Origin of the sequence: Pseudothauera rhizosphaerae, from assembly GCF_004801305.1 — a bacterium.
Taxonomy (GTDB): domain Bacteria; phylum Pseudomonadota; class Gammaproteobacteria; order Burkholderiales; family Rhodocyclaceae; genus Pseudothauera; species Pseudothauera rhizosphaerae.
Genome location: NZ_SSOD01000001.1, coordinates 300,158 through 318,483 on the forward strand (window position 1 = coordinate 300,158; position 18,326 = coordinate 318,483).

Here is an 18,326-nt window from a genome sequence, read left to right on the forward strand (position 1 = left end):
ATCTCAAAGATCGGCAATGCGTGCGTGCCCATCGGCAAGCTCCAGTACCCTGGTATGGAAAGCCGCGAGGCTTTCGCGGTGGGCCACGCTGACCACGGTCAGGCCGGGCAGGCGCTCGATCAGCAGCCGGTACAGCAGCGCCTCGTTGCGCGGGTCGAGGGAGGCCGTGGCCTCGTCGAGGAACAGCCAGTCCGGCTTGTGCAGCAGCACGCGGGCGAAGGCCAGGCGCTGCTGTTCGCCGGGCGACAGGCGCTTGGTCCAGTTGTCGTGCACGTCCAGCTCGTCGGCCAGGGATTCGAGGCGCACCGCGCGCAGCACCTCGATGCACTCGCCGATGCCGAACCACTGCTCGTCGCTGGGATAGCACAGGCAGGCGCGCAACGAACCGATGGGCAGATAGCTCTGCTGGGGCAGGAACATCTCCCGCCCCGCCGGCATGGCGATCTCGCCGCTGCCGTGGGGCCACAGCCCGGCCAGGGCGCGCAGCAGGGTGCTCTTGCCGACGCCGGAGGGGCCGCGGATCAGCCAGCGTTCGCCGGCGCGCATCTCCAGGTCGTCGATGTGCGCCAGCGGCGTGCCGTCCGGCAGCCGCAGGTTCAGCGCGGCGACCCGCAGGCTGTCCGGCCGCGGACTGCGCGCGAGGGCGATGCCGCTTTGCTCGGGCTCACCCATCGCCGCCTCGAATTCGAGCAGGCGCTGGAAGGCCGAGCGCAGCAGGGCCAGATCCTTGTAGGCGAAGATGAACCAGGACAGCGCCCCGCGCACGCGGGAGAAGGACAGCGTCAGTTGTTGCACCGCGCCCAGCGTGATAGCCCCGGCGAAGTAGCGCGGGCCGATGATCAGCAGCGGCAGGAAGGCGCCGAGCTCGATGTAGCTTTCGTGGAACAGGGTGATGCGCTTGGTGTAATCCATGATGCGCCGCCAGTTCTCGCGGATGGTCGTGAACGCGGCGCGCAGGCGCACGGTCTCGGCGCGGCCGCCGGAATAGAAAGCGATCTGCTCGGCGTTCTCGCGCACCCGCATCATCAGGTAGCGGAAATGCGCCTCGCAGCGCTGCTGGTGGTAATCCACCCGCACCAGCGGATGGCCGATCTTCTCCAGCAGCAGCGAGCCGAGCAGCGCGTAGAGCACCGCCACCCACAGCAGGTAGCCGGGAATCTCGATGCCGATGCCGCCCAGGGCAAAGGACAGGCTGCCCGACAGGCTCCACACGATCGCCGAGTAGGAGAACAGCTTGACCAGGCTGTCGAGCATGCCCAGCGACAGGCGCAGGCTGTCGCTCGCCAGCAGTTGCAGGTCCTCGCCGATACGCTGGTCCGGGTTGTCGATGCCGCCGGCGCGAGCGATGCGGTAGAACGCCCTGTCATCCAGCCAGCGGCCGACGAAGACCTCGGTCAGCCAGGCCCGCCAGCGCATTTCCAGCATCTGGAAGAACCAGATGCGCGCGGTGTCGAACACGCTGCTAAAGCAAATTATGACCACGAAAACCCACATCAGTTGCCAGAACGCGCCGACATCGTGGGCCGCCAGCGCATCCCAGTAGTCGCGCTGCCAGTAGGTGACGCGCACCGCGACATAGGTGCGCAGCAGATCGGTGGCGATGATCAGCGCGAGCAGCGCCCGCGCCGGCCAGCGGTCCTCCGACACCCAGTAGGGCCGCAGCAACTGCCAGGCGCCGCCGAGCCACTGGCGCAGCGGCCGCCGCGCGACGTCGGCGGCCGCTGCGGGCTGGACCATGTCGGCCCCGCCCCGGTCGTTGCCGATCACGTTTTCAGTACTGGGCACGGAGCGTCAGCAGGAAATTGCGCGGTTCACCGTAGAAGTTGTACATGCTCGGGGTACCGACGGAAGCGTAGTACTTACGGTCGAGCAGGTTGTTGACCAGCAGGCTCAGCGAGTAGGTCTTGTCGATCTGGTAGGCGATGCGCCCATTCACCACGCCGTAGCCGCTGTTCAGCAGCTCGTCGCGCCAGCCGCGCGAGCTTTGCGCCTTGCTCTGCGCCAGCAGGCCGAGACCGACGCTGACGCCGGCCAGGTCGCTGTCCGGGGCGAAGCGGTAGTTGGCCCACAGCTTGAACTGATGTTTGGGGGATGCGATGGAGTAGTCCTTCCCCTGGTTGTTCCGATCCTTCAGGTAGCGCGTGGTCAGGCGGGTATAGCCGGCAACGAGGTCCAGGCCCGGCAGGGGCGAACCGCTGACTTCGGCCTCCCAGCCCTTGCTCTCGATCTCACCGGCATTGAGGTAAAAGTTGTCGGTCGGGCGATCGGGGTCGGCATAGGCGCGGTCCTTGTCGCGGATGTTGAAGAGGGCCAGCGATGCGGCAAGCTTGCCGTCGAAGAACTCTGCCTTGCTGCCTAGTTCGTACTGGTGGCCGGTGCGCGGTTCCAGCGTGCCGCCGTCGGCCTTCAACTGGGTCTGCGGTACGAAGATGCTCGTGTAGCTGCCGTACAGCGTAACGTACCGGTTCAGGTCGAAGAGCAAGGCGCCATAGGGCGTGATCTCGTCGTCGGCCTCGGCGCCATCGCGCCATGCGGTCGGCGTCGAGGGCGCCCGGTTGCGGGTCTTGGCCTTGAACGTCGTGGTGCGCGCACCCAAGACCAGGGTCACGGGGTCCGCCACGCTCAGACGCAGTTGGGAGTAGAGGCCGTGCTGGGCCGTTTCGCTCTCGCTGCCGGAGGCGTAATTGATGGTCGGCTCGATCAGGCTGCTGGTGTCGCCGAAGGGAATGTTGGTGAAGTTGGGGCCGTTGCCGAATTTCCCCTTGCTGTTGTAGACCTCCGTATTCCAGCCGACGAGGAAGTTGTGGGTCCGCCCCAGGAACTCGAACGGGCCGCTGGCATACAGGTCCAGGCCGTCGCGGGTGTAGTGATAGTCGCCGCGGAAGCTTCTGTAATCGACGAGATTGGTGACCGGGTGCACGCCCGTGGAAGTGAAGGCGTACTTGTAGTACTGGTTCTGCTTCCGATGATTGACGACCGCCTTGGCCACCCAGCCGTTGTCGAAGCGGTGCTCGGCACCGGCCGTGGTTTCCTCAGTCTGATAGCGCATCCTGCCCCAGTCCGGAGCGTTGAACGTGGAGCGCGGCACATCCAGCAGCGGATACACTCCGTTGCCGTCCGGGTTCCTGGAGGCGGGCAGGCCGGACCACGGCGCATCCACGTCCTGGTCCTGCGCGACGAAGGACAGGGACAGGGTCGTCCGCGGCGTGACGTCGTATTCGAAAGCGGCCAGGCCCAGCCATTTTTTGCTCTGCGTATGGTCGTAGAAATAGCGGCGGTCCTCGTTCGAGACCACCAGCCGCCCGCGCAGGGTCTTGTCCTGGTTCAGCGGCCCGGTGACATCGCCCGCGGCGCGGTAGTTGTCCCACGATCCCGCGCTCGCTTCCCACGAGAAGCCGAACTTGTCCTGCGGCCGCTTCTTGACGAAGTTGACCACGCCGCCGGGTTCGCCCGAGCCGCGCAGAACGCCCGCCGGCCCGCGCAGCACCTCAATGCGTTCATAGGCAGCCAGGTCGAGCTGGTGCGAGGGGGTCATGCCGTTGTAGGAGGGTACGCCGTCATACATGACGCCGAGCCCGTAGCCGCGGACGAAATACTGGTTGTTCACCGTATCGTTGGCGATGACGTTGACGCCGGTCACCTGGCGCATCGCCTCGGTGATGGTGACCATGTCCTGGTCGTCCATCTGCTTGCGGGTCAGCACGGAGACCGACTGGGGAATCTCCCGTGCCGTCAGGGGCACCTTGCCGACCGAGGCCCTTTCCACGTAGCCCCCCACCGCCTCGTCCTCGACCAGGACCGGCGCGAGCAGCTTGGGCGCGCTCCCGTCCGCCTTTTCATCCGTCCCGTCCGTCGATTGGGCCAGGCCGGCCTGGGCCTGCGCCATCAGCAGCATGGCTGCGACGATGCGCAGGCGCGGCAGCGCGCAATGGCGACGAACGGATTCCCCTTTGGATGCTTTCTTGTACTGCATGAGCTACTCCCTGAACATGTTTGCGTACATGCGGCACGGCTCCCCGCCGCGCCGCATGCCGGTTGCAACGCGGCCTACCCCACCACGGAGAAGCCGCTGTCCTCGATGCGTTGCCGGATGGCCTGCGGATCGACCCGCCGTTCGTCGAAATCCACCGTGACGCGGCGGGTTTCGAGCACGGCTTCGGCGGCATGGATGCCGTCGCTTTCCTCCAGCACGCGCTTCAGGCGCCCGGAGCAACCACCACATTTCATGCCATCCACGGTCAGCACTATCGAACTCATATGAATCCCCCCGTCATGTTTCTGCGTTGATGAAACCACCATGCCTCCCGACCTGCCGAAGCGCGTGCGGGCGACGGGCGGCCCGCTCATCCCTTGTCCGCATCGGAACGCCCTGCAGCGCCGTTACCGCAGCAGGACGATCCGGCGGCCGCCGTGCCGGAACCTTGTTCCTCGGCCCGTATGTCGGCCAGGATCGGGCAGCACTCCGGGGAACCGCTGCCCGGGCAGGCGGCCACCAGTCGCGTCAGCCGCTGGCGGATGGTGTCGAGGTGGGCGATCTGCCGCTCGATTTCCGCCAGGCGTGCGCTGGCCCTGGCCTTGACGCCTTGCACGCCGTGCTCGGGATCGGCCGAGAAGTTCAGCAGATCGGCGATCTCGTCCAGGCTGAACCCCAGTTCCTTGGCGCGCAGGATGAAGCGCACGCGCTTGACCGCCTCGTCGTCGTACTCGCGGTAACCGGACGAGCGCCGCCGCGCCGCCGGCAACAGCCCCTCGCGCTCGTAGAAGCGCAGGGTGTCGACCGGCACGCCCGTCTCGCGGGACAGCGTGCCGATCGTGAAGTGGGACGTGGCGTGGCGAATATTCATGGGATCCAGCGTAAGAACTGACCGAACTCCAGAGTCAACAACCGATTCCTGCTAAGCAAATCAGCCGGACTCCCCTTTGCACCGCGGGCAATGCCGCCCGTGCGGCGCCGGCGGAAACGGCGTGCACGAACCGGTCGCCGCGGCGCATGGCTGCGCGGATGCGCACCGGCCATGGGGCCGGCGGCATCAGTGGAACGGGCGAAGGAAAGGCGTCAGGAGATGACGGGAGGTCCGCGCGGCGGCGGACGCAGCAGTGCCGGGGAAGGCAGTGCGGAGACGGACGGCAGGCCCGCCCGCACCGGCCCGGCAGCGGCCGGGACGGCCGCCTGTGCGGTGGGCGCGGGCAGCGGCGCGGACAGCGTGGCCGCGCACACCGCGCAGTACGTGCCGCCGGCCAGGCGCGTGCCCTCTTCATCGCCGGGGGACGACGCGGCGAACGGAAGATCGGCGGCACCGTACTGGATGCCGCTGGGCGAGCAGATGTCGGCCCAGGCTGCGGGGCTTGCACCCAGCATGCGGGCCCAGTGCTGGGCCGCGGCGAAACCCAGCAGCCAGTGCGCGAGGACGGCAAGCAGCGCCAGCCTGAAGGCCAGCCGCCATTGCCGGGAAGTCAGTGCGCCGCTCGGTTTCACGGACGCAAGGATAGCAAGGACGCGCCCTCGGAAGCATTGAGCTGGATCATGTCACGACACGGATTGGGGCAACGGCGGCGCCGCGGCGAGGGGAATGGCCGCGCCGCGTGCCTCGATGGCGGCGGCCGCCTCCAGGCACAGGTCTTCGCGGAAGCGCCCGGCGACGATCTGCACGCCGACCGGCGTGCCGTCCCGCAGCAGGCCGGTGCTCAGGGTCAGGGCCGGCAGGCCGGTGACGGGCAGGGCGATCATCGGCAGTTGCGCGTTCCACACGCGGCGGTAGGCTTCCGGGCCCTGCAGGTCGAGGCCGTCGGGGAAGGGCAGCTCGGCGGAGTTGGGCAGCAGCACGACCGGATAGCGTTCGACGAACAGCGCCCACGCCCGCGCGACGATCTCCCGCCGGGTGAGGGCCCGGGCGTAGTCCTGCAGTCCGAGGCCGCGGATGAAGTCCTCCTGCCCGGCCAGTGCGTCGATGGCGCCCGGATCGCCTTCGCGCCGCGCGGCGGCGAGCAGGTTGTCGTAGTCGCCGCCCATCCACAGGGCGATCTGGATGGGCACCGCCTCGCGCAGGGGCGGCAGGGCGTCCACCTCGTCCACGGTCCAGCCGGCGTCGCGCAGCTTGTCGGCCGCGTCGAGCAGCGCGGCGCGGATCTCCGCGGCCGTGTCCATGCCGTCCGGGGCCAGGCACAGCGCGGCGCGGTGCGGCACGGGCGGCCCCTGCAGCGGCGCCGGCACCCACCAGGGATCGCGGACGTCGGGGCGGGCCATGGCATGCAGGCCCAGGCGGAGGTCGGCGACGGTGCGCGCCAGCGGCCCGGATACGGCCATGATCTGCACACCGATGCTGCGCCCCTGGACGGCGGTGGCGTTATGCACCGCGACCCGGCCCGGCGTCGGCCGCAGGCCGTGCACGCCGCTGGCGTAGGCCGGGTAGCGGATCGATCCGGCGATGTCGCTGCCGTGCGCGATGGCGCCGATGCCCACCGCCAGCGCCGCCGCCGCGCCGCCCGAGGAGCCGCCCGGCGTCAGCGCCGGATTGCGCGGGTTGCGGGTGGCGCCGTGCAGCAGATTGTCGGTGAACCAGCGGTAGCTGAAGGCCGGCGCGTTGCTGCGCCCCAGCGGCACGGCGCCGGAGGCCAGCAGACCATCCACCACCGGGTTGTTCTCGCGGGCGACGAGGTCGCGCTGGGTCCGCAGGCCGTTGGAGGTGGCGTAGCCCGCCTGGTCCAGGTTGATCTTGATGGTGACCGGCACGCCGGCCAGCGGGCCGACCGCCTCGCCCCGCGCCAGGGCCCGGTCGACGGCACGGGCGCGGGCCAGGGTTTCCTCCGGGCGGTGCTCGACGATGGCGTTGATGGCCGGGTTGGCCTCCTCCAGGCGCGCCAGTGCCGCCGAAGCGATCGCTTCGGCGCTGACGTCCCGGCGATGGACCAGGGCGGCGATTTCGGCGGCGGACAGGCGCCAGAGATCCGGATGGGTGGACATGCCGTTTCCTCGCCGGCTCCGCCGGCGGGCACCGCCGTCAGCGCGGGGTAGCCAGCGCTACCTCGTTGGACTTGAACACCGCCAGCACCTCGGCGCCGACTTCCAGCGCGTGCTCCTGCAGGTTGCGCGCGGTGAGCGTGGACACGACCGTGCCGGGGTTGCCGAACACGTCGGTAACCGCGACCTCCACTTCGGCCAGCACGTCGCCGACGCGGATCGCGCTCACCCGGCCGCGGATCTGGTTGCGCGGGTTGAGCGCCTGCACGGCCAGCAGGCGGTCGAGCACGCGGCCTTCGAGGGCGGCGAAGGCGGCGTCGCCGCGGGAGCGCGGGCGTGCCAGATCCACGGCCTGGTCCAGCGCGATGCGGCCGTCCTCGATCAGCACGATGCGGTCCGCCAGGGCGACCGCCTCGCTGACGTCGTGGGTCACCAGCACCGCGGTGAAGCGATGCTCGCGCCAGATCTGCTCGATCAGGCGGTGCATCTCGATGCGGGTCAGCGCGTCCAGGGCGCCCAGGGGTTCGTCCAGCAGCAAGAGGCGCGGGCGGTGTACCAGCGCGCGCGCCAGGGCCACGCGCTGGCGCTGGCCGCCGGAGAGCTGGCTGGGCCATTCGTCCGCGCGGTCGGCGAGGCCAACCTGGGCCAGGGCTTCCAGGGCCAGGGCGCGCACGGTGGCACGGCGGCCGGGCAGCCCCAGGGCCACGTTGTCGGCCACGCTCTGCCAGGGCAGCAGGCGGGCGTCCTGGTACATGATGCGCACGTCTTCCTTGAGGCTCGCAAGCGCACGGCCGTCGGACTCGATGCGGCCGCCGTCGGCCGCGTCCAGCCCCGCCAGCAGGCGCAGCAGCGTGCTCTTGCCGCAGCCGCTCTTGCCCACCACGGTGACGAATTCGCCGGCCGCGAAGGAGATGGAGAGATCGTCCAGCACCACGCGTTCGCCGAAGCGGCGCTGCACGGCGTCCAGTTGCAGGGCCAGCCCGCTGGCGGGACGAGTGGTGGAAAGAGCGGTGGAAAGGGTGGCGGACTCGGCCACGCGGGCGAGTTCTTCCTGGTTGGGGGCGGTCATCGTCGTCGTTTCTCCTTCATGCCGGCTGGAAGCCGGTGTTCCAGCGCAGCCAGCGCCGCTCCAGGGCGCGGGCGGCCACGTCGGCGGCCTTGCCCAGCAGGGCGTAGAGCAGGATCGCCAGCACCACCACGTCGGTCTGCAGGAACTCGCGCGCGTTCATCGCCATGTAGCCGATGCCGGAGGTGGCGGAGATGGTCTCCGCGACGATCAGCGTCAGCCACATGAAGCCCAGCGCGTAGCGCACGCCCACCAGGATGTTGGGCAGCGCGCCGGGCAGGATCACGCGGCGGAAGAGCTGCCAGTTCGAGAGGCCGTAGGAGCGCCCCATCTCCACCAGCCCGGCGTCCACCGAGCGGATGCCGTGGAAGGTGTTCAGGTAGATGGGGAACAGCGTGCCCAGCGCGACCAGGAACAGCTTGCCGCCCTCATCGATGCCGAACCACAGGATCACCAGCGGGATCAGCGCCAGGTGCGGCACGTTGCGCACCATCTGGATGGAGGTATCGAAGAGCTGCTCGAAGACGCGGAAGCCGCCGTTGAGCAGGCCGAAGGCCAGCCCCAGGCCGCCGCCGATGGCGAAGCCGATGGCCGCCCGCACGAAGCTCGCCCACAGGTGGACGAAGAGTTCTCCGCTGGCGGCCAGCTCCCAGCCGGCGCGCAGTACATCGAAAGGCGCCGGCGCCACGCGGGTGGACAGCCATCCCAGTTGGGCGGCCAGTTGCCACACCACGAGCAGGCCGATGGGCACCGCCCACGGCAGCAGTTGGCGGGCGCCGCGGCGCCAATTGACGTTTGCACTCACTGCACCATCCCCCGGCGTCAGAACGCGCGCTCTTCGCCCACCGTCACGCGGTGCAGCAGGCGGTGCTGCGGGGCGTAGTCGGCGACCGCGTAGTGCACGGTGGCGCGGTTGTCCCAGATCGCCACGGTGTCCTTTTCCCAACGCAGGCGGGCATGGAAGTCCGGGCGGGTGAAGCGGGCGAACAGCAGGTTCAGCAACTGGTCGCTCTCCTGGCGCGGCAGGCCCTTGATGTGGCTGGTGAAGTTGGGGTTCACGTACACCAGCTTCCGGCCCGTGACCGGGTGGGTGCGCACCACCGGATGCACCACCGGCAGGTGTTCGGCGCGCGCCTTGCGGTACAGCGCCTCGCCGTCCGGCTGGGACAGGAAGAAGCGCGGCCAGCCGCTGTGCTCGAAGGAATGCACGCCTTCCAGCGTCTCCAGGTAGGAACGCAGTTCGGCCGGCAGCGAATCGTAGACGCGCGTGGCGCTCGACCACACGGTGTCGCCGCCCACGGCCGGGATCACGCGGGAGTAGAGCACCACCGCGGTAGGCGGGTTGGCCTGGAAGGTGATGTCCGCATGCCAGGCGTCGGTGCCGTAGCGATGGCCGCCGGGCTTCGATTCGATCAGCTCGATCAGGTTCTGGGTCTCGTGGCGGGGGAAAAAGGCCTTGGCCTTGTCCGGATCGCCGAAGATGCGCGCCACCTGGACGTGCCGCTCGGGGGTCAGGGTCTGGCGGCGCAGGAACAGCACCTGGAATTCCGCCAGCGCCCGGCGCAGCTCGTCGGCCAGCGCAGTGTCCGCGCCCAGGGACAGGTCCAGGCCGTGGATCACGGCGCCGATGTTGGGGGTGTAGGGTTCGAGGTCCAGCAGCTTGTAGCCGGGGACGGGGTTTTCACGAACGGACATGGGGTGCTCCTTGGGTTCATGACGTACTCCCCCCTTCAAGGGGGTGAAGCAGGGGTTTCGGCAGGCATGCTTGCCGCCTGCTGAACGACGGAGCGAAGCGCAGGCTCCCGGGTTGGGGTGGGGATGGGTTTCTTGCGGTGCTGAACCGAAACCCATCCCCCTCCTAACCTCCCCCTTGAAGGGGGAGGAACTAAGGCGCCGGCACCTCGGGAGCCCCTAGCTCTGCGCCGCCTTCGGAAAGCGGTCGTGGGCGACGATCTCGCCGAAGGGGCTGACCAGCTTGGGCGTGCGCAGCCCGACCACGTTGTCCCCGCTGCCGGCCAGGGGCAGGTGCGGGAACACCAGTTCGGCGAAGCGGTAGGCTTCCTCCAGGTGGGGGTAGCCGGACAGCACGAAGGTGTCGGCGCCGATGGCGGCGTATTCCTTGAGCCGTTCGGCGATGATCTTGCCGTCGCCCACCAGGGCGGTGCCGGCCCCGCCGCGCACCAGGCCGACGCCGGCCCACAGGTTGGGGGAGACTTCCAGCTTGTCGCGCCGCCCGCCGTGCAGTTCGCGCATGCGGCGCTGGCCTTCGGAGTCCATGCGCCCCAGGGTCTGCTGCGCGCCGGCGATGGTTTCGTCGTCCAGTTCGCTGATCAGGCGGTCGGCCGCGGCCCAGGCCTCGGCCTCGGTCTCCCGCGGGATCACGTGCAGGCGTACGCCGAAGCGCACCTGGCGGCCTTCCTTCTCCGCGCGCTTCTTCACGTCGGCGAACTTGCGCGCCACCTCGTCGGGCGGCTCGCCCCAGGACAGATACAGCTCCACGTGCTTGGCCGCGGTGTCGTGGGCGCGGTCCGAGGAGCCGCCGAAGAACAGCGGCGGATGGGGCTGCTGCACCGGCGGGAAGAGCTGGCGCGCGCCCTTGACCTGAACGTGTTTGCCGTCGAAATCCACCGTCTCGCCGGACAGCACGCGCTTCCACACTTCGATGAACTCGTCGGCGTGGTCGTAGCGCTCGTCGTGGCCGAGGAAGATGCCGTCCCCGGCCAGGTCGTCCGCGTCGCCCCCGGCCACGATGTTCACCAGCAGCCGCCCGCCGGAGAGGCGGTCCAGCGTCGCCGCCTGGCGCGCGGCCACGGTCGGCGAGATGGTGGCCGGGCGCAGCGCCACCAGGAACTTCAGCCGCTTGGTGACCGGGATCAGGCTGGAGGCGACGATCCACGAATCCTCGCAGAAGCGCCCGGTGGGGATCAGCACGCCGCCGTAGCCCAGGTTGTCCGCGGCCTGGGCCACCTGCTGCAGGTAGGCCTGGTCCACCACGCGCGCCTCCTTGGCGCTGCCCAGATAGCGACCGTCGCCGTGGGTGGGCAGGAACCAGAAGACGTTCAGCTTCTTGTCGCTCATGTCGCGCGCTCCCACCTCAGTTCTTCTTCTGCCCGGCCGTGGCAGCCACGTCCAGCTTCTTCGGCTGCCACACCACGGAGGCCACGTCGAGCTTCTTCGGGATCAGCTTCAGCTCGAAGAACACGTCGGCGATCTCCTGCTGCTGCCTGATCACGTCGGCGGTCAGCGGCTTCAACCCGTAGGCGTAGCGCTCCACCGCAACCCTGGCGATCTCCGGGGTCAGGCCGATCTGCGGCGCGAGAATCCTGGCCGCCTCGTCGTAGTTGGCAACCGTCCACGCACCGCTGCGGTTGACCTCCTCGATGGCCGAGACGAGGACCTCCGGATGCTTTTCGGCGAATGGCCGCGCAGCCAGGTAAAAGATGTAGTTATTGACCACGCCGGTGCCGTCGGCGAGGATGCGCGCACCGATCTGCGCCTCGGCCGCGGCGCCGAACGGATCCCAGATCACCCAGGCATCGACCGACCCGCTTTCGAAGGCCGCGCGCGCATCGGCCGGCGGCAGGAAGGCAACCTTCACGTCGGAATACTTCAGGCCCTCGCGTTCCAGCAGCTTCACCAGCAGGTAATGCACGTTGGAGCCCTTGTTGAGCGCGATGCGCTTGCCCTTCAGTTCCTTCACCGACTTGATCGGCGAGTTCTTCGGCACCAGCAGCTTTTCCGCACGCGGCGCCGCCGGCTCGTTGCCGACGTAAACCAGATTGGCCCCGGCCGCCTGGGCGAACACCGGCGGCGTTTCCCCGACCGAGGCAAAGTCGATGCTGCCGACGTTGAGCCCTTCCAGCATCTGCGGGCCGGCGGTGAACTCGATCCAGCGCACCTTGACACCTTCGCGGGTCAGCCTTTCATCCAGATAGCCGAGCGCCTTGACCAGCGCGATGCTGGCGCCCTTCTGCCAGCCGATGCGGAATTCCTTGTCCTGCTGGGCGTGCACCTGGGTGCTGCCCAGGATGCCCAGCGCCGCCGCCGCGACTATGCCCAGACGCGCGGCCAGCCCGCGCAGCGAAAGATTCCCGATGCTCATATTGCTCACTCCCCTTTGTGTCGATGGACGGGCCGATCCCCCCACCCCGGCGGCGGGGACATCGGCGTACGGCATGAAAATCCGGTTCAGATCTTGGCGATCGCCACTTCGGTGGACTTCACCAGCGCCACCACCTCGGTGCCGGGCTTGAGGCCGAGTTCCTCGACCGAGCGCGTGGTGATCACCGAGGTGACGATGCCGTGGGGCGTCTCCACGTCGATCTCGGAGACCACCGGGCCGTGGATGATTTCCTTGATGCGGCCGCGGAACTGGTTGCGCACGTTGATGGAATGGATGCTCATGAACTTCTCTCCTGGATTCGTTCGGGTTCAGGCGCGCCGGCGCACTTCGCCAGTGCGCTCGCGCCGCTCGGCGTCGGCCACGACCAGACGGGCGATCTTGGCGCGCACGTCCACCAGCGAATGGCGGCAATACACCACCGGTACGCCGCGGCCCTCGGCCTGGCGGCGCACGCTGAACAGCAGGTTGTGATTGACCCGGTCGCACAGCACCACCACCACGCGCGTGTCGGCCGGCAGCGGGCGCCGCGCGTCGCCGGGCTGGCGGCCGGACCAGCACTCGGTGCAGGTCACGCCCAAGGGCGAGGTCTGCTCCAGTTCGGCACAGATCGGGCGCACCCGGTCCGCCCCTACCACCAATGCTCTCATCGACGCTCTCCCCAGATCCCGCCGGCGGCCCGCACGTCTTTTGTGCGCCGCGGCACGGAATACACTCTGCAGCGACGTGGATATAACCTCCAATACTATTTTTTGAGATGTATATTCCAATAAAGCATCTTTTGCGGCCTGCACCATGGGGTGGGAAAGCACTTCTTATTACTATTCGTGCTATACATTTCACGATTCCTTCGTTCCCGCCCGCCGTCCGCCTCCCTAGCATTGCCGGCAAATGCCGCGCGGATGCTTGTTCCGCCGCCCGGCAACCGTTTTTTCCAGTGCCAGGAGTAAGACCCATGACCAGAACCAACCGGACCCTGACCGCGGCCCTGCTGGGCGCCGCGGTGCTGGGCGCGGGCGCCGCCCACGGGGCGGAAGACCCGCAAGTGCGCGTGTGGGCGGCCGCCTGCGCCACCTGCCACGGCACCCATGGCGCCAGCGCCGGCGGCGTGCCGACCATCGCCGGCGAACCCGGCGACAAGCTCTACAAGCTGTTGCAGGAGTTCAAGGACGGCTCCCGCCCGGCCACGGTGATGCACCAGCACGCCAAGGGCTACACCGACGAGGAGCTGCAGCGCCTCGCCGCCTATTTCTCGCGCCAGCGCCCGTGACCGCAAGGAATCCAGACCATGACCGCATTCAATCGACGTGACTTTCTGAAAGCCGCGGCCGCGGCCGGCGCCCTGTCCCTGACCGCCTGTGCCACTCCCGGCAGCGGCAAGCCCATCGCCCGCGTGGTGGTGATCGGCGGCGGCTACGGCGGCGCCACGGCGGCCAAGTACCTCCGCCTGTGGGCGCCCGAGATCGAGGTCGTCCTGGTGGAACGCAACCCGGCCTTCGTGTCCTGCCCCCTGTCCAACCTGGTGCTGGGCGGCAGCCGCACGATCGAGGACCTGACCACCGGCTACGACGCCCTGGTGAAGCGCTACGGCGTGAAGCTGGTGCGCGACACCGCCACCGCCGTGGACCCGGACAAGCGCCAGGTGCGCCTGGCGAACGGCGACCCGCTCGCCTACGACCGCCTGATCGTCTCCCCGGGCATCGAGTTCCTGTACGACGACATCCCCGGCCTGGCCGGCGCCGACGCCCAGGCCCGCGTGCTGCACGCGTGGAAGGCCGGCCCGCAGACGGTGGCCCTGCGCAAGCAGCTCGAAGCCATCCGCGACGGCGGCGTGTACGCGCTGCACATCCCCAAGGCGCCCTACCGCTGCCCGCCGGGGCCCTACGAGCGCGCCGCCCAGGTGGCCTTCTACTTCAAGCAGCACAAGCCTCGCTCCAAGGTGCTGATCCTCGACTCCAACCCGGACATCACCTCCAAGAAGGGGCTGTTCCTCAAGGCGTGGAACGAGCGCTACCCGGGCATCGTCGAGTACCGCCCCAACAGCGAGCTGATCGACGTGGATGCGCGCACGCTGACGGCGAAGCTGGTGAGCGGCGACGTCAAGGCCGACGTGCTCAACGTGGTGCCGCCGCAGCGCGCCGGCGACATCGCCAAGCAGGCCGGGCTGATCACCGCCAACAACCGCTGGGCCGGCATCGACTGGCTGACCACCGAGTCCCTCGCGGTCAAGGGCATCCACGTGCTCGGCGACGCCACCCTGTCCGCACCGGGCATGCCCAAGTCCGGCTTCATGGCCAACAACCACGCCAAGATCGCGGCCGATGCGGTGATCGCGCTGCTGACCGGGCGCGCGGTGAACCCCAGCCCCATCATCGCCAACACCTGCTACAGCTTCGTCTCGGACACCGACGTGGTGCACGTGGCCTCGGTGCACAAGTACGACGCCGAAAAGAAGACGCTGGTGGCCGTGCAGGGCGCGGGCGGGCTGTCGTCGGCCGCCAACGAGCTGGAAGGCAAGTACGCGCACGCATGGGCGAAGAACATCTGGGCCGACGCGCTGCTGTAGGACGAGCCGTTCGTTTCACGAGGGGCGCCTTTCCGGGCGCCCCTTTTCGTCTGCAAGCCATGGGGGCGCCGATAGGCGATGGAACGGCATGAAACCTCCCTCCCCTTCAAGGGGAAGGAACCTGCTAATCCGCCCCTTGGGCCGGCCTATGTCTTTTTTCTGATTTCCAACTGAATTTTTCTTGGTTCGCTATAGCGGAACCGCTTCTTAACATCCGCCATTGCTGCGCTGCATCGTGCGGCGCCTATTTCCATTGACAAAGGATAGACGATGAAAGCAACCCGCTTGCTGCGCGCCGGACTGGCTGCGCTGTCTCTCGCCGCGGCCGCCGGCCTGGCCCAGGCCGAGCAACTGAAGGTCGGCTACCTGCCGGTGACCGGCCACGCCAAGTTCTTCGTCGCCCAGGAGCAGGGCTTCTTCAAGCAGGAAGGGCTGGAGGTCGAACTGGTCGAGTTCGTCAACTCCGCCGACGGCCTGCACGCGGTCACCTCCGGCAAGCTCGACATCGGCGCCTTCGGCACCACCGCGCCGCTGGTGCACTACGCCCGCGGCGCCGACCTGAAGATCATCGGCGGCATCATGGGCGAAGACGCGGCCATCGTCGTCACGCCGGAGAACGCCGGCAAGGTGCGCACCATCGCCGACCTGAAGGGCAAGAAGATCGCCACCATCCGCCTGGCGACCGGCGACGCCGTGCTGCGCGGCGCGCTCAAGGACGCCAAGATCGACTGGAAGACCCAGACCCAGATCTTTGAACTGAAGAACCCGCCGGCCGTGATCGAAGCGGTCAAGTCCGGCCAGGTGGACGCCGGCGTGGTGTGGGGTCCCCACGACATCCGCGCCGAACGCCAGGGCCTGAAGGTGGTGATCCGCTCCACCGAACTGCAGCCCGGCCACCCGTGCTGCCGCCTGGTGGTGAAGTCCGACAAGCTCAACAACCCGGCCACGCTGGAGAAGTTCCTGCGCGCCATCCTGCGTGCCGAGCAGTACACCGCCGGCCACCGCAAGGAAACCATCGACGCCATCGGCAAGTACGTCAAGCTCGACCGCGACATCCTCGAAGCCGGCTACTACTCGCCCTACCTGGACCAGCGCTCCGACGCCAACGTGAAGGGCACGACCAAGTTCTGGGATACGCTGCTGGCCTCCGAATTCATCGATTCCACCCGCCAGCTCGGGCCCATCTTCGCCCTCGACGTCTACGACCGCGCGCTGAAGAGCCTGGCCGCCGAGCAGCCCAACGAACCCTTCTGGCAGGAACGCCTGAAGGAAGTCGCGGCGAGGAACACCCTGTGACCCACGCCGGCCATTCGCTGCGCATCGAGCGGCTGAAGTTCGCCTACGGCGATGCCACGATTCTCGACGGCATCGACCTGTCGGTGCATGAAGGCGAATTCCTGGCCCTGCTCGGGCCCAGCGGATCGGGCAAGTCCACGCTGCTGCGGCTCATCGCGGGGCTGGAGGCGCCCACGGCCGGCCTGGTGTCGGCCGGCGGCCGGCCGGTGGCCGGCCCCGGCACCGACCGCGCGGTGGTGTTCCAGCACTACGCGCTGTTTCCGTGGATGACGGTCGTCGACAACGTCGCCGAAGCGGTCGCCAAGGCGCATCCGACGCTGTCCCGCGGTGAACGCCGGGAGCGGGCGCAGGCGCAACTGGCCCGCGTCGGCCTGGGCGAGGTCGGCCGCCACCATCCCTTCGAACTGTCCGGCGGCATGCAGCAGCGCGCGGCGATCGCCCGCGCGCTGGCGCTGGAGTCGCCCTTCCTGCTGATGGACGAGCCCTTCGGCGCGCTCGATCCGATCAACCGCGCGCGCCTGCAGGACCTGCTGGTCGAGGTCTGGCGGGGCAGCAGCCCGCGGCGCACCGTGGTGTTCGTCACCCACGACGTGGACGAGGCCCTGCTGCTGGCCGACCGCGTCGCGGTCATGGGCGCCAACCCGGGGCGCGTCATCGCCGAATACCCGGTGGCCTTCGACCGCCCGCGCCAGCGCGCCGCGCTGTTCAAGGACGCGGGTTTCCACCATCTGCGCGAGGAGATCGCCGACGCCCTCGACGCCGACACCCTGGCGCATCTCGAAGCCGCCTGACCCGCGGCCTCGCTTTTTTGCATCGAGCAAGCAGTTGAAGGAATCCCCCATGAGCGCCGAACAGAAGGCTCTTGAACTCCCCTCCACGGTCCGCGGCGACACCGGCGGCGGCGCCCGCCGCAGGCTCTTCGCCGATTTCGCCTGGGAGCCCTGGGCGCTGGCCGCCGCGCTGCTGGTGGCCTGGCAGATCACCGGCAACGCGCTCGCCGGCGAAGGCAACCCGCTGCTGCCGCCGCCGGCGGTGGTGCTGCGCGCCCTGTGGGATTCCCTGCCCGAACTCGGGCGCGGCACGGTGTCGTCCTTCCTGATCCTGGTTCCGGGCTACGGCTTCGCCCTGGTGCTCGGCGTGGCCCTGGGCCTGCTGGCCGGCACCACGCCGCGGCTGGCGCGGGCTTTCTTCCCCTTCGCCAAGGTCGCGGCGCCGATTCCGCCCACGGTGTTCATCCCCTACGCCATCGCGGTGCTGCCCACCTTTCACCTGTCGGCCACCTTCGTGGTCTTCCTGGGCGCGTTCTGGCCCATCTTCCAGAACGCCGCCTCCGGCGCGCTGTCCGTGGAAGGCCGCCACCGGGACAACGCCCGCGTGCTCGGCTTCTCCCACTTCGAATACCTGCGCAAGGTGGTCTTCCCGGCCAGCCTGCCCCACATCTTTTCCGGCATGGCGGTCGGCCTGGGCTTCTCCTTCATCCTGCTCACCGTGGCCGAGCTCTTCGGCGCCAACGCCGGCCTGGGCCGCTTCGTACAGTACTACGCCGACTTCGCCGACTACCCGCGCATGGTGGCCGGCATCCTGTACACCGGCGCGGTGACCTGGGCGGCCATGAGCCTGCTCGACAAACTGCGCCACCGCGCGCTGTTCTGGCTGCGCTGAGGAGGCCGCCATGACCCGCCCCGCCGCGCCGCAAACCCACCGCGAAGTCTTCGCCGACCCCACCGTGCCCGACGCCGCCGACGCGCCGCCGCAGCGGCCCCCGCGCACTGTGCCGTGGTTCGTGCTGGCGCTGGCGGGCCTCTTCCTGCTCGGCGTGGCCGCCAGCGCACTGCAGGCCGCCGGCCAGAGCGGGGCGGCCGCGCCCGCCGCCGTCAAGGACCACGGCGGGTTCTTCCCGCCGCGGGACGATCTCGTCCGCGCCCTGGACGAGGCGCGCCGCAGCGGGCGCAAGGGCGTGGCCGTGCTGTTCGAGATGGAAGGCTGCGGCGAATGCGCCAAGCTGCGCGCCACCACCTTCAAGGACGGGACGCTGCGCAAGTGGTACGGGGAACACTTCGTCACCGCCAGCCTGCTCGCCGACCATCCGCTGCCGCTGGTGGATTTCGACGGCCAGGCCACCGAACAGACCGAATTCGCCCGCCGCGAGCGCGTCTTCGCCCTGCCCACGCTGGTGTTCTACGATCTGGACGGCCTGCCGGTGACGCGCCAGCTCGGCAGCGCCGGCGAAGTGGCGGACTGGCTGCGCCTGGGCCGCTACGTCGCCGAGCAGGGCTACGAGGACGCACCCTTCAGCCACTGGCAGCCGGCCGACTGAGAC

Annotated in this window: 19 protein-coding genes; 6 read left to right on the forward strand and 13 right to left on the reverse strand. The window is 68.9% G+C overall.

What is annotated here, in order from left to right:
• Positions 1-3: 3 nt before the first annotated feature.
• From E6O51_RS01450 to E6O51_RS01510, 13 genes are all read right to left on the reverse strand, one after another.
• On the reverse strand, positions 4-1,785 hold the full coding sequence (locus tag E6O51_RS01450) for an ABC transporter ATP-binding protein/permease (protein WP_230976664.1): 1,782 nt from the start codon (positions 1,783-1,785) through the stop codon (positions 4-6).
• The gene (locus E6O51_RS01455; RefSeq protein WP_136383188.1) at positions 1,772-3,973 is read right to left on the reverse strand and encodes a TonB-dependent siderophore receptor; all 2,202 of its coding nucleotides are present in this window, start codon (positions 3,971-3,973) and stop codon (positions 1,772-1,774) included. Before E6O51_RS01455 ends, E6O51_RS01450 begins: the two co-directional genes overlap by 14 nt.
• A 74-nt stretch (positions 3,974-4,047) precedes the next feature.
• Positions 4,048-4,257, reverse strand: coding sequence for a heavy-metal-associated domain-containing protein (locus tag E6O51_RS01460; RefSeq protein WP_136383189.1), 210 nt, complete (start codon positions 4,255-4,257; stop codon positions 4,048-4,050).
• An 86-nt stretch (positions 4,258-4,343) separates the two neighbouring features.
• Positions 4,344-4,844, reverse strand: a complete 501-nt coding sequence (locus E6O51_RS01465; RefSeq protein WP_136383190.1) for a heavy metal-responsive transcriptional regulator — start codon at positions 4,842-4,844, stop codon at positions 4,344-4,346.
• Positions 4,845-5,056: 212 nt separating this feature from the next.
• Complete coding sequence (locus tag E6O51_RS01470) at positions 5,057-5,476, reverse strand: DUF2946 family protein (protein WP_168735148.1); 420 nt, start codon at positions 5,474-5,476, stop codon at positions 5,057-5,059.
• A gap of 51 nt (positions 5,477-5,527) precedes the next feature.
• The gene (locus tag E6O51_RS01475) at positions 5,528-6,961 is read right to left on the reverse strand and encodes an amidase family protein (RefSeq protein ID WP_136383192.1); all 1,434 of its coding nucleotides are present in this window, start codon (positions 6,959-6,961) and stop codon (positions 5,528-5,530) included.
• Between the two features lie 37 nt (positions 6,962-6,998).
• Positions 6,999-8,027, reverse strand: coding sequence for an ATP-binding cassette domain-containing protein (locus E6O51_RS01480; RefSeq protein WP_136383193.1), 1,029 nt, complete (start codon positions 8,025-8,027; stop codon positions 6,999-7,001).
• Between the two features lie 16 nt (positions 8,028-8,043).
• Entirely contained in the window at positions 8,044-8,829 is a 786-nt protein-coding gene (gene ssuC / locus E6O51_RS01485) for an aliphatic sulfonate ABC transporter permease SsuC (protein ID WP_136383194.1), read from the reverse strand.
• Positions 8,830-8,846: 17 nt separating this feature from the next.
• Complete coding sequence (locus E6O51_RS01490) at positions 8,847-9,719, reverse strand: TauD/TfdA dioxygenase family protein (protein WP_136383195.1); 873 nt, start codon at positions 9,717-9,719, stop codon at positions 8,847-8,849.
• A gap of 216 nt (positions 9,720-9,935) precedes the next feature.
• Positions 9,936-11,102 carry an FMNH2-dependent alkanesulfonate monooxygenase gene (gene ssuD / locus E6O51_RS01495; protein ID WP_136383196.1) on the reverse strand — a complete coding sequence of 389 codons (1,167 nt, stop codon included), beginning with the start codon at positions 11,100-11,102 and terminating at the stop codon, positions 9,936-9,938.
• A gap of 16 nt (positions 11,103-11,118) precedes the next feature.
• Positions 11,119-12,126 (reverse strand): sulfonate ABC transporter substrate-binding protein, encoded by a 1,008-nt coding sequence (locus E6O51_RS01500; protein WP_136383197.1) that lies wholly within the window; start codon positions 12,124-12,126, stop codon positions 11,119-11,121.
• Between the two features lie 86 nt (positions 12,127-12,212).
• Entirely contained in the window at positions 12,213-12,428 is a 216-nt protein-coding gene (locus tag E6O51_RS01505) for a TOBE domain-containing protein (protein WP_136383198.1), read from the reverse strand.
• A 27-nt stretch (positions 12,429-12,455) separates the two neighbouring features.
• Positions 12,456-12,794 carry a DUF2325 domain-containing protein gene (locus tag E6O51_RS01510; RefSeq protein ID WP_168735149.1) on the reverse strand — a complete coding sequence of 113 codons (339 nt, stop codon included), beginning with the start codon at positions 12,792-12,794 and terminating at the stop codon, positions 12,456-12,458.
• 305 nt (positions 12,795-13,099) lie between these two features.
• Here E6O51_RS01510 and E6O51_RS01515 point away from each other — a divergent pair, with 305 nt between their 5' ends.
• The 6 genes from E6O51_RS01515 (at position 13,100) to E6O51_RS01540 (ending at position 18,323) form a co-directional block, all read left to right on the forward strand.
• Entirely contained in the window at positions 13,100-13,414 is a 315-nt protein-coding gene (locus E6O51_RS01515) for a c-type cytochrome (protein ID WP_136383199.1), read from the forward strand.
• Positions 13,415-13,432: 18 nt separating this feature from the next.
• Positions 13,433-14,710: an NAD(P)/FAD-dependent oxidoreductase gene (locus E6O51_RS01520; protein WP_136383200.1), complete on the forward strand. Its 1,278-nt coding sequence runs from the start codon at positions 13,433-13,435 to the stop codon at positions 14,708-14,710.
• A 270-nt stretch (positions 14,711-14,980) separates the two neighbouring features.
• Complete coding sequence (locus tag E6O51_RS01525; protein WP_136383201.1) at positions 14,981-16,006, forward strand: ABC transporter substrate-binding protein; 1,026 nt, start codon at positions 14,981-14,983, stop codon at positions 16,004-16,006.
• Positions 16,003-16,797: an ABC transporter ATP-binding protein gene (locus tag E6O51_RS01530; protein WP_136383202.1), complete on the forward strand. Its 795-nt coding sequence runs from the start codon at positions 16,003-16,005 to the stop codon at positions 16,795-16,797. The genes E6O51_RS01525 and E6O51_RS01530 overlap by 4 nt, the downstream gene beginning before the upstream one ends.
• Before the next feature lie 49 nt (positions 16,798-16,846).
• Positions 16,847-17,668 (forward strand): ABC transporter permease, encoded by an 822-nt coding sequence (locus tag E6O51_RS01535; RefSeq protein WP_136383203.1) that lies wholly within the window; start codon positions 16,847-16,849, stop codon positions 17,666-17,668.
• Positions 17,669-17,678: 10 nt separating this feature from the next.
• The gene (locus tag E6O51_RS01540; RefSeq protein WP_136383204.1) at positions 17,679-18,323 is read left to right on the forward strand and encodes a thioredoxin family protein; all 645 of its coding nucleotides are present in this window, start codon (positions 17,679-17,681) and stop codon (positions 18,321-18,323) included.
• The last annotated feature ends 3 nt before the right edge of the window (positions 18,324-18,326 follow it).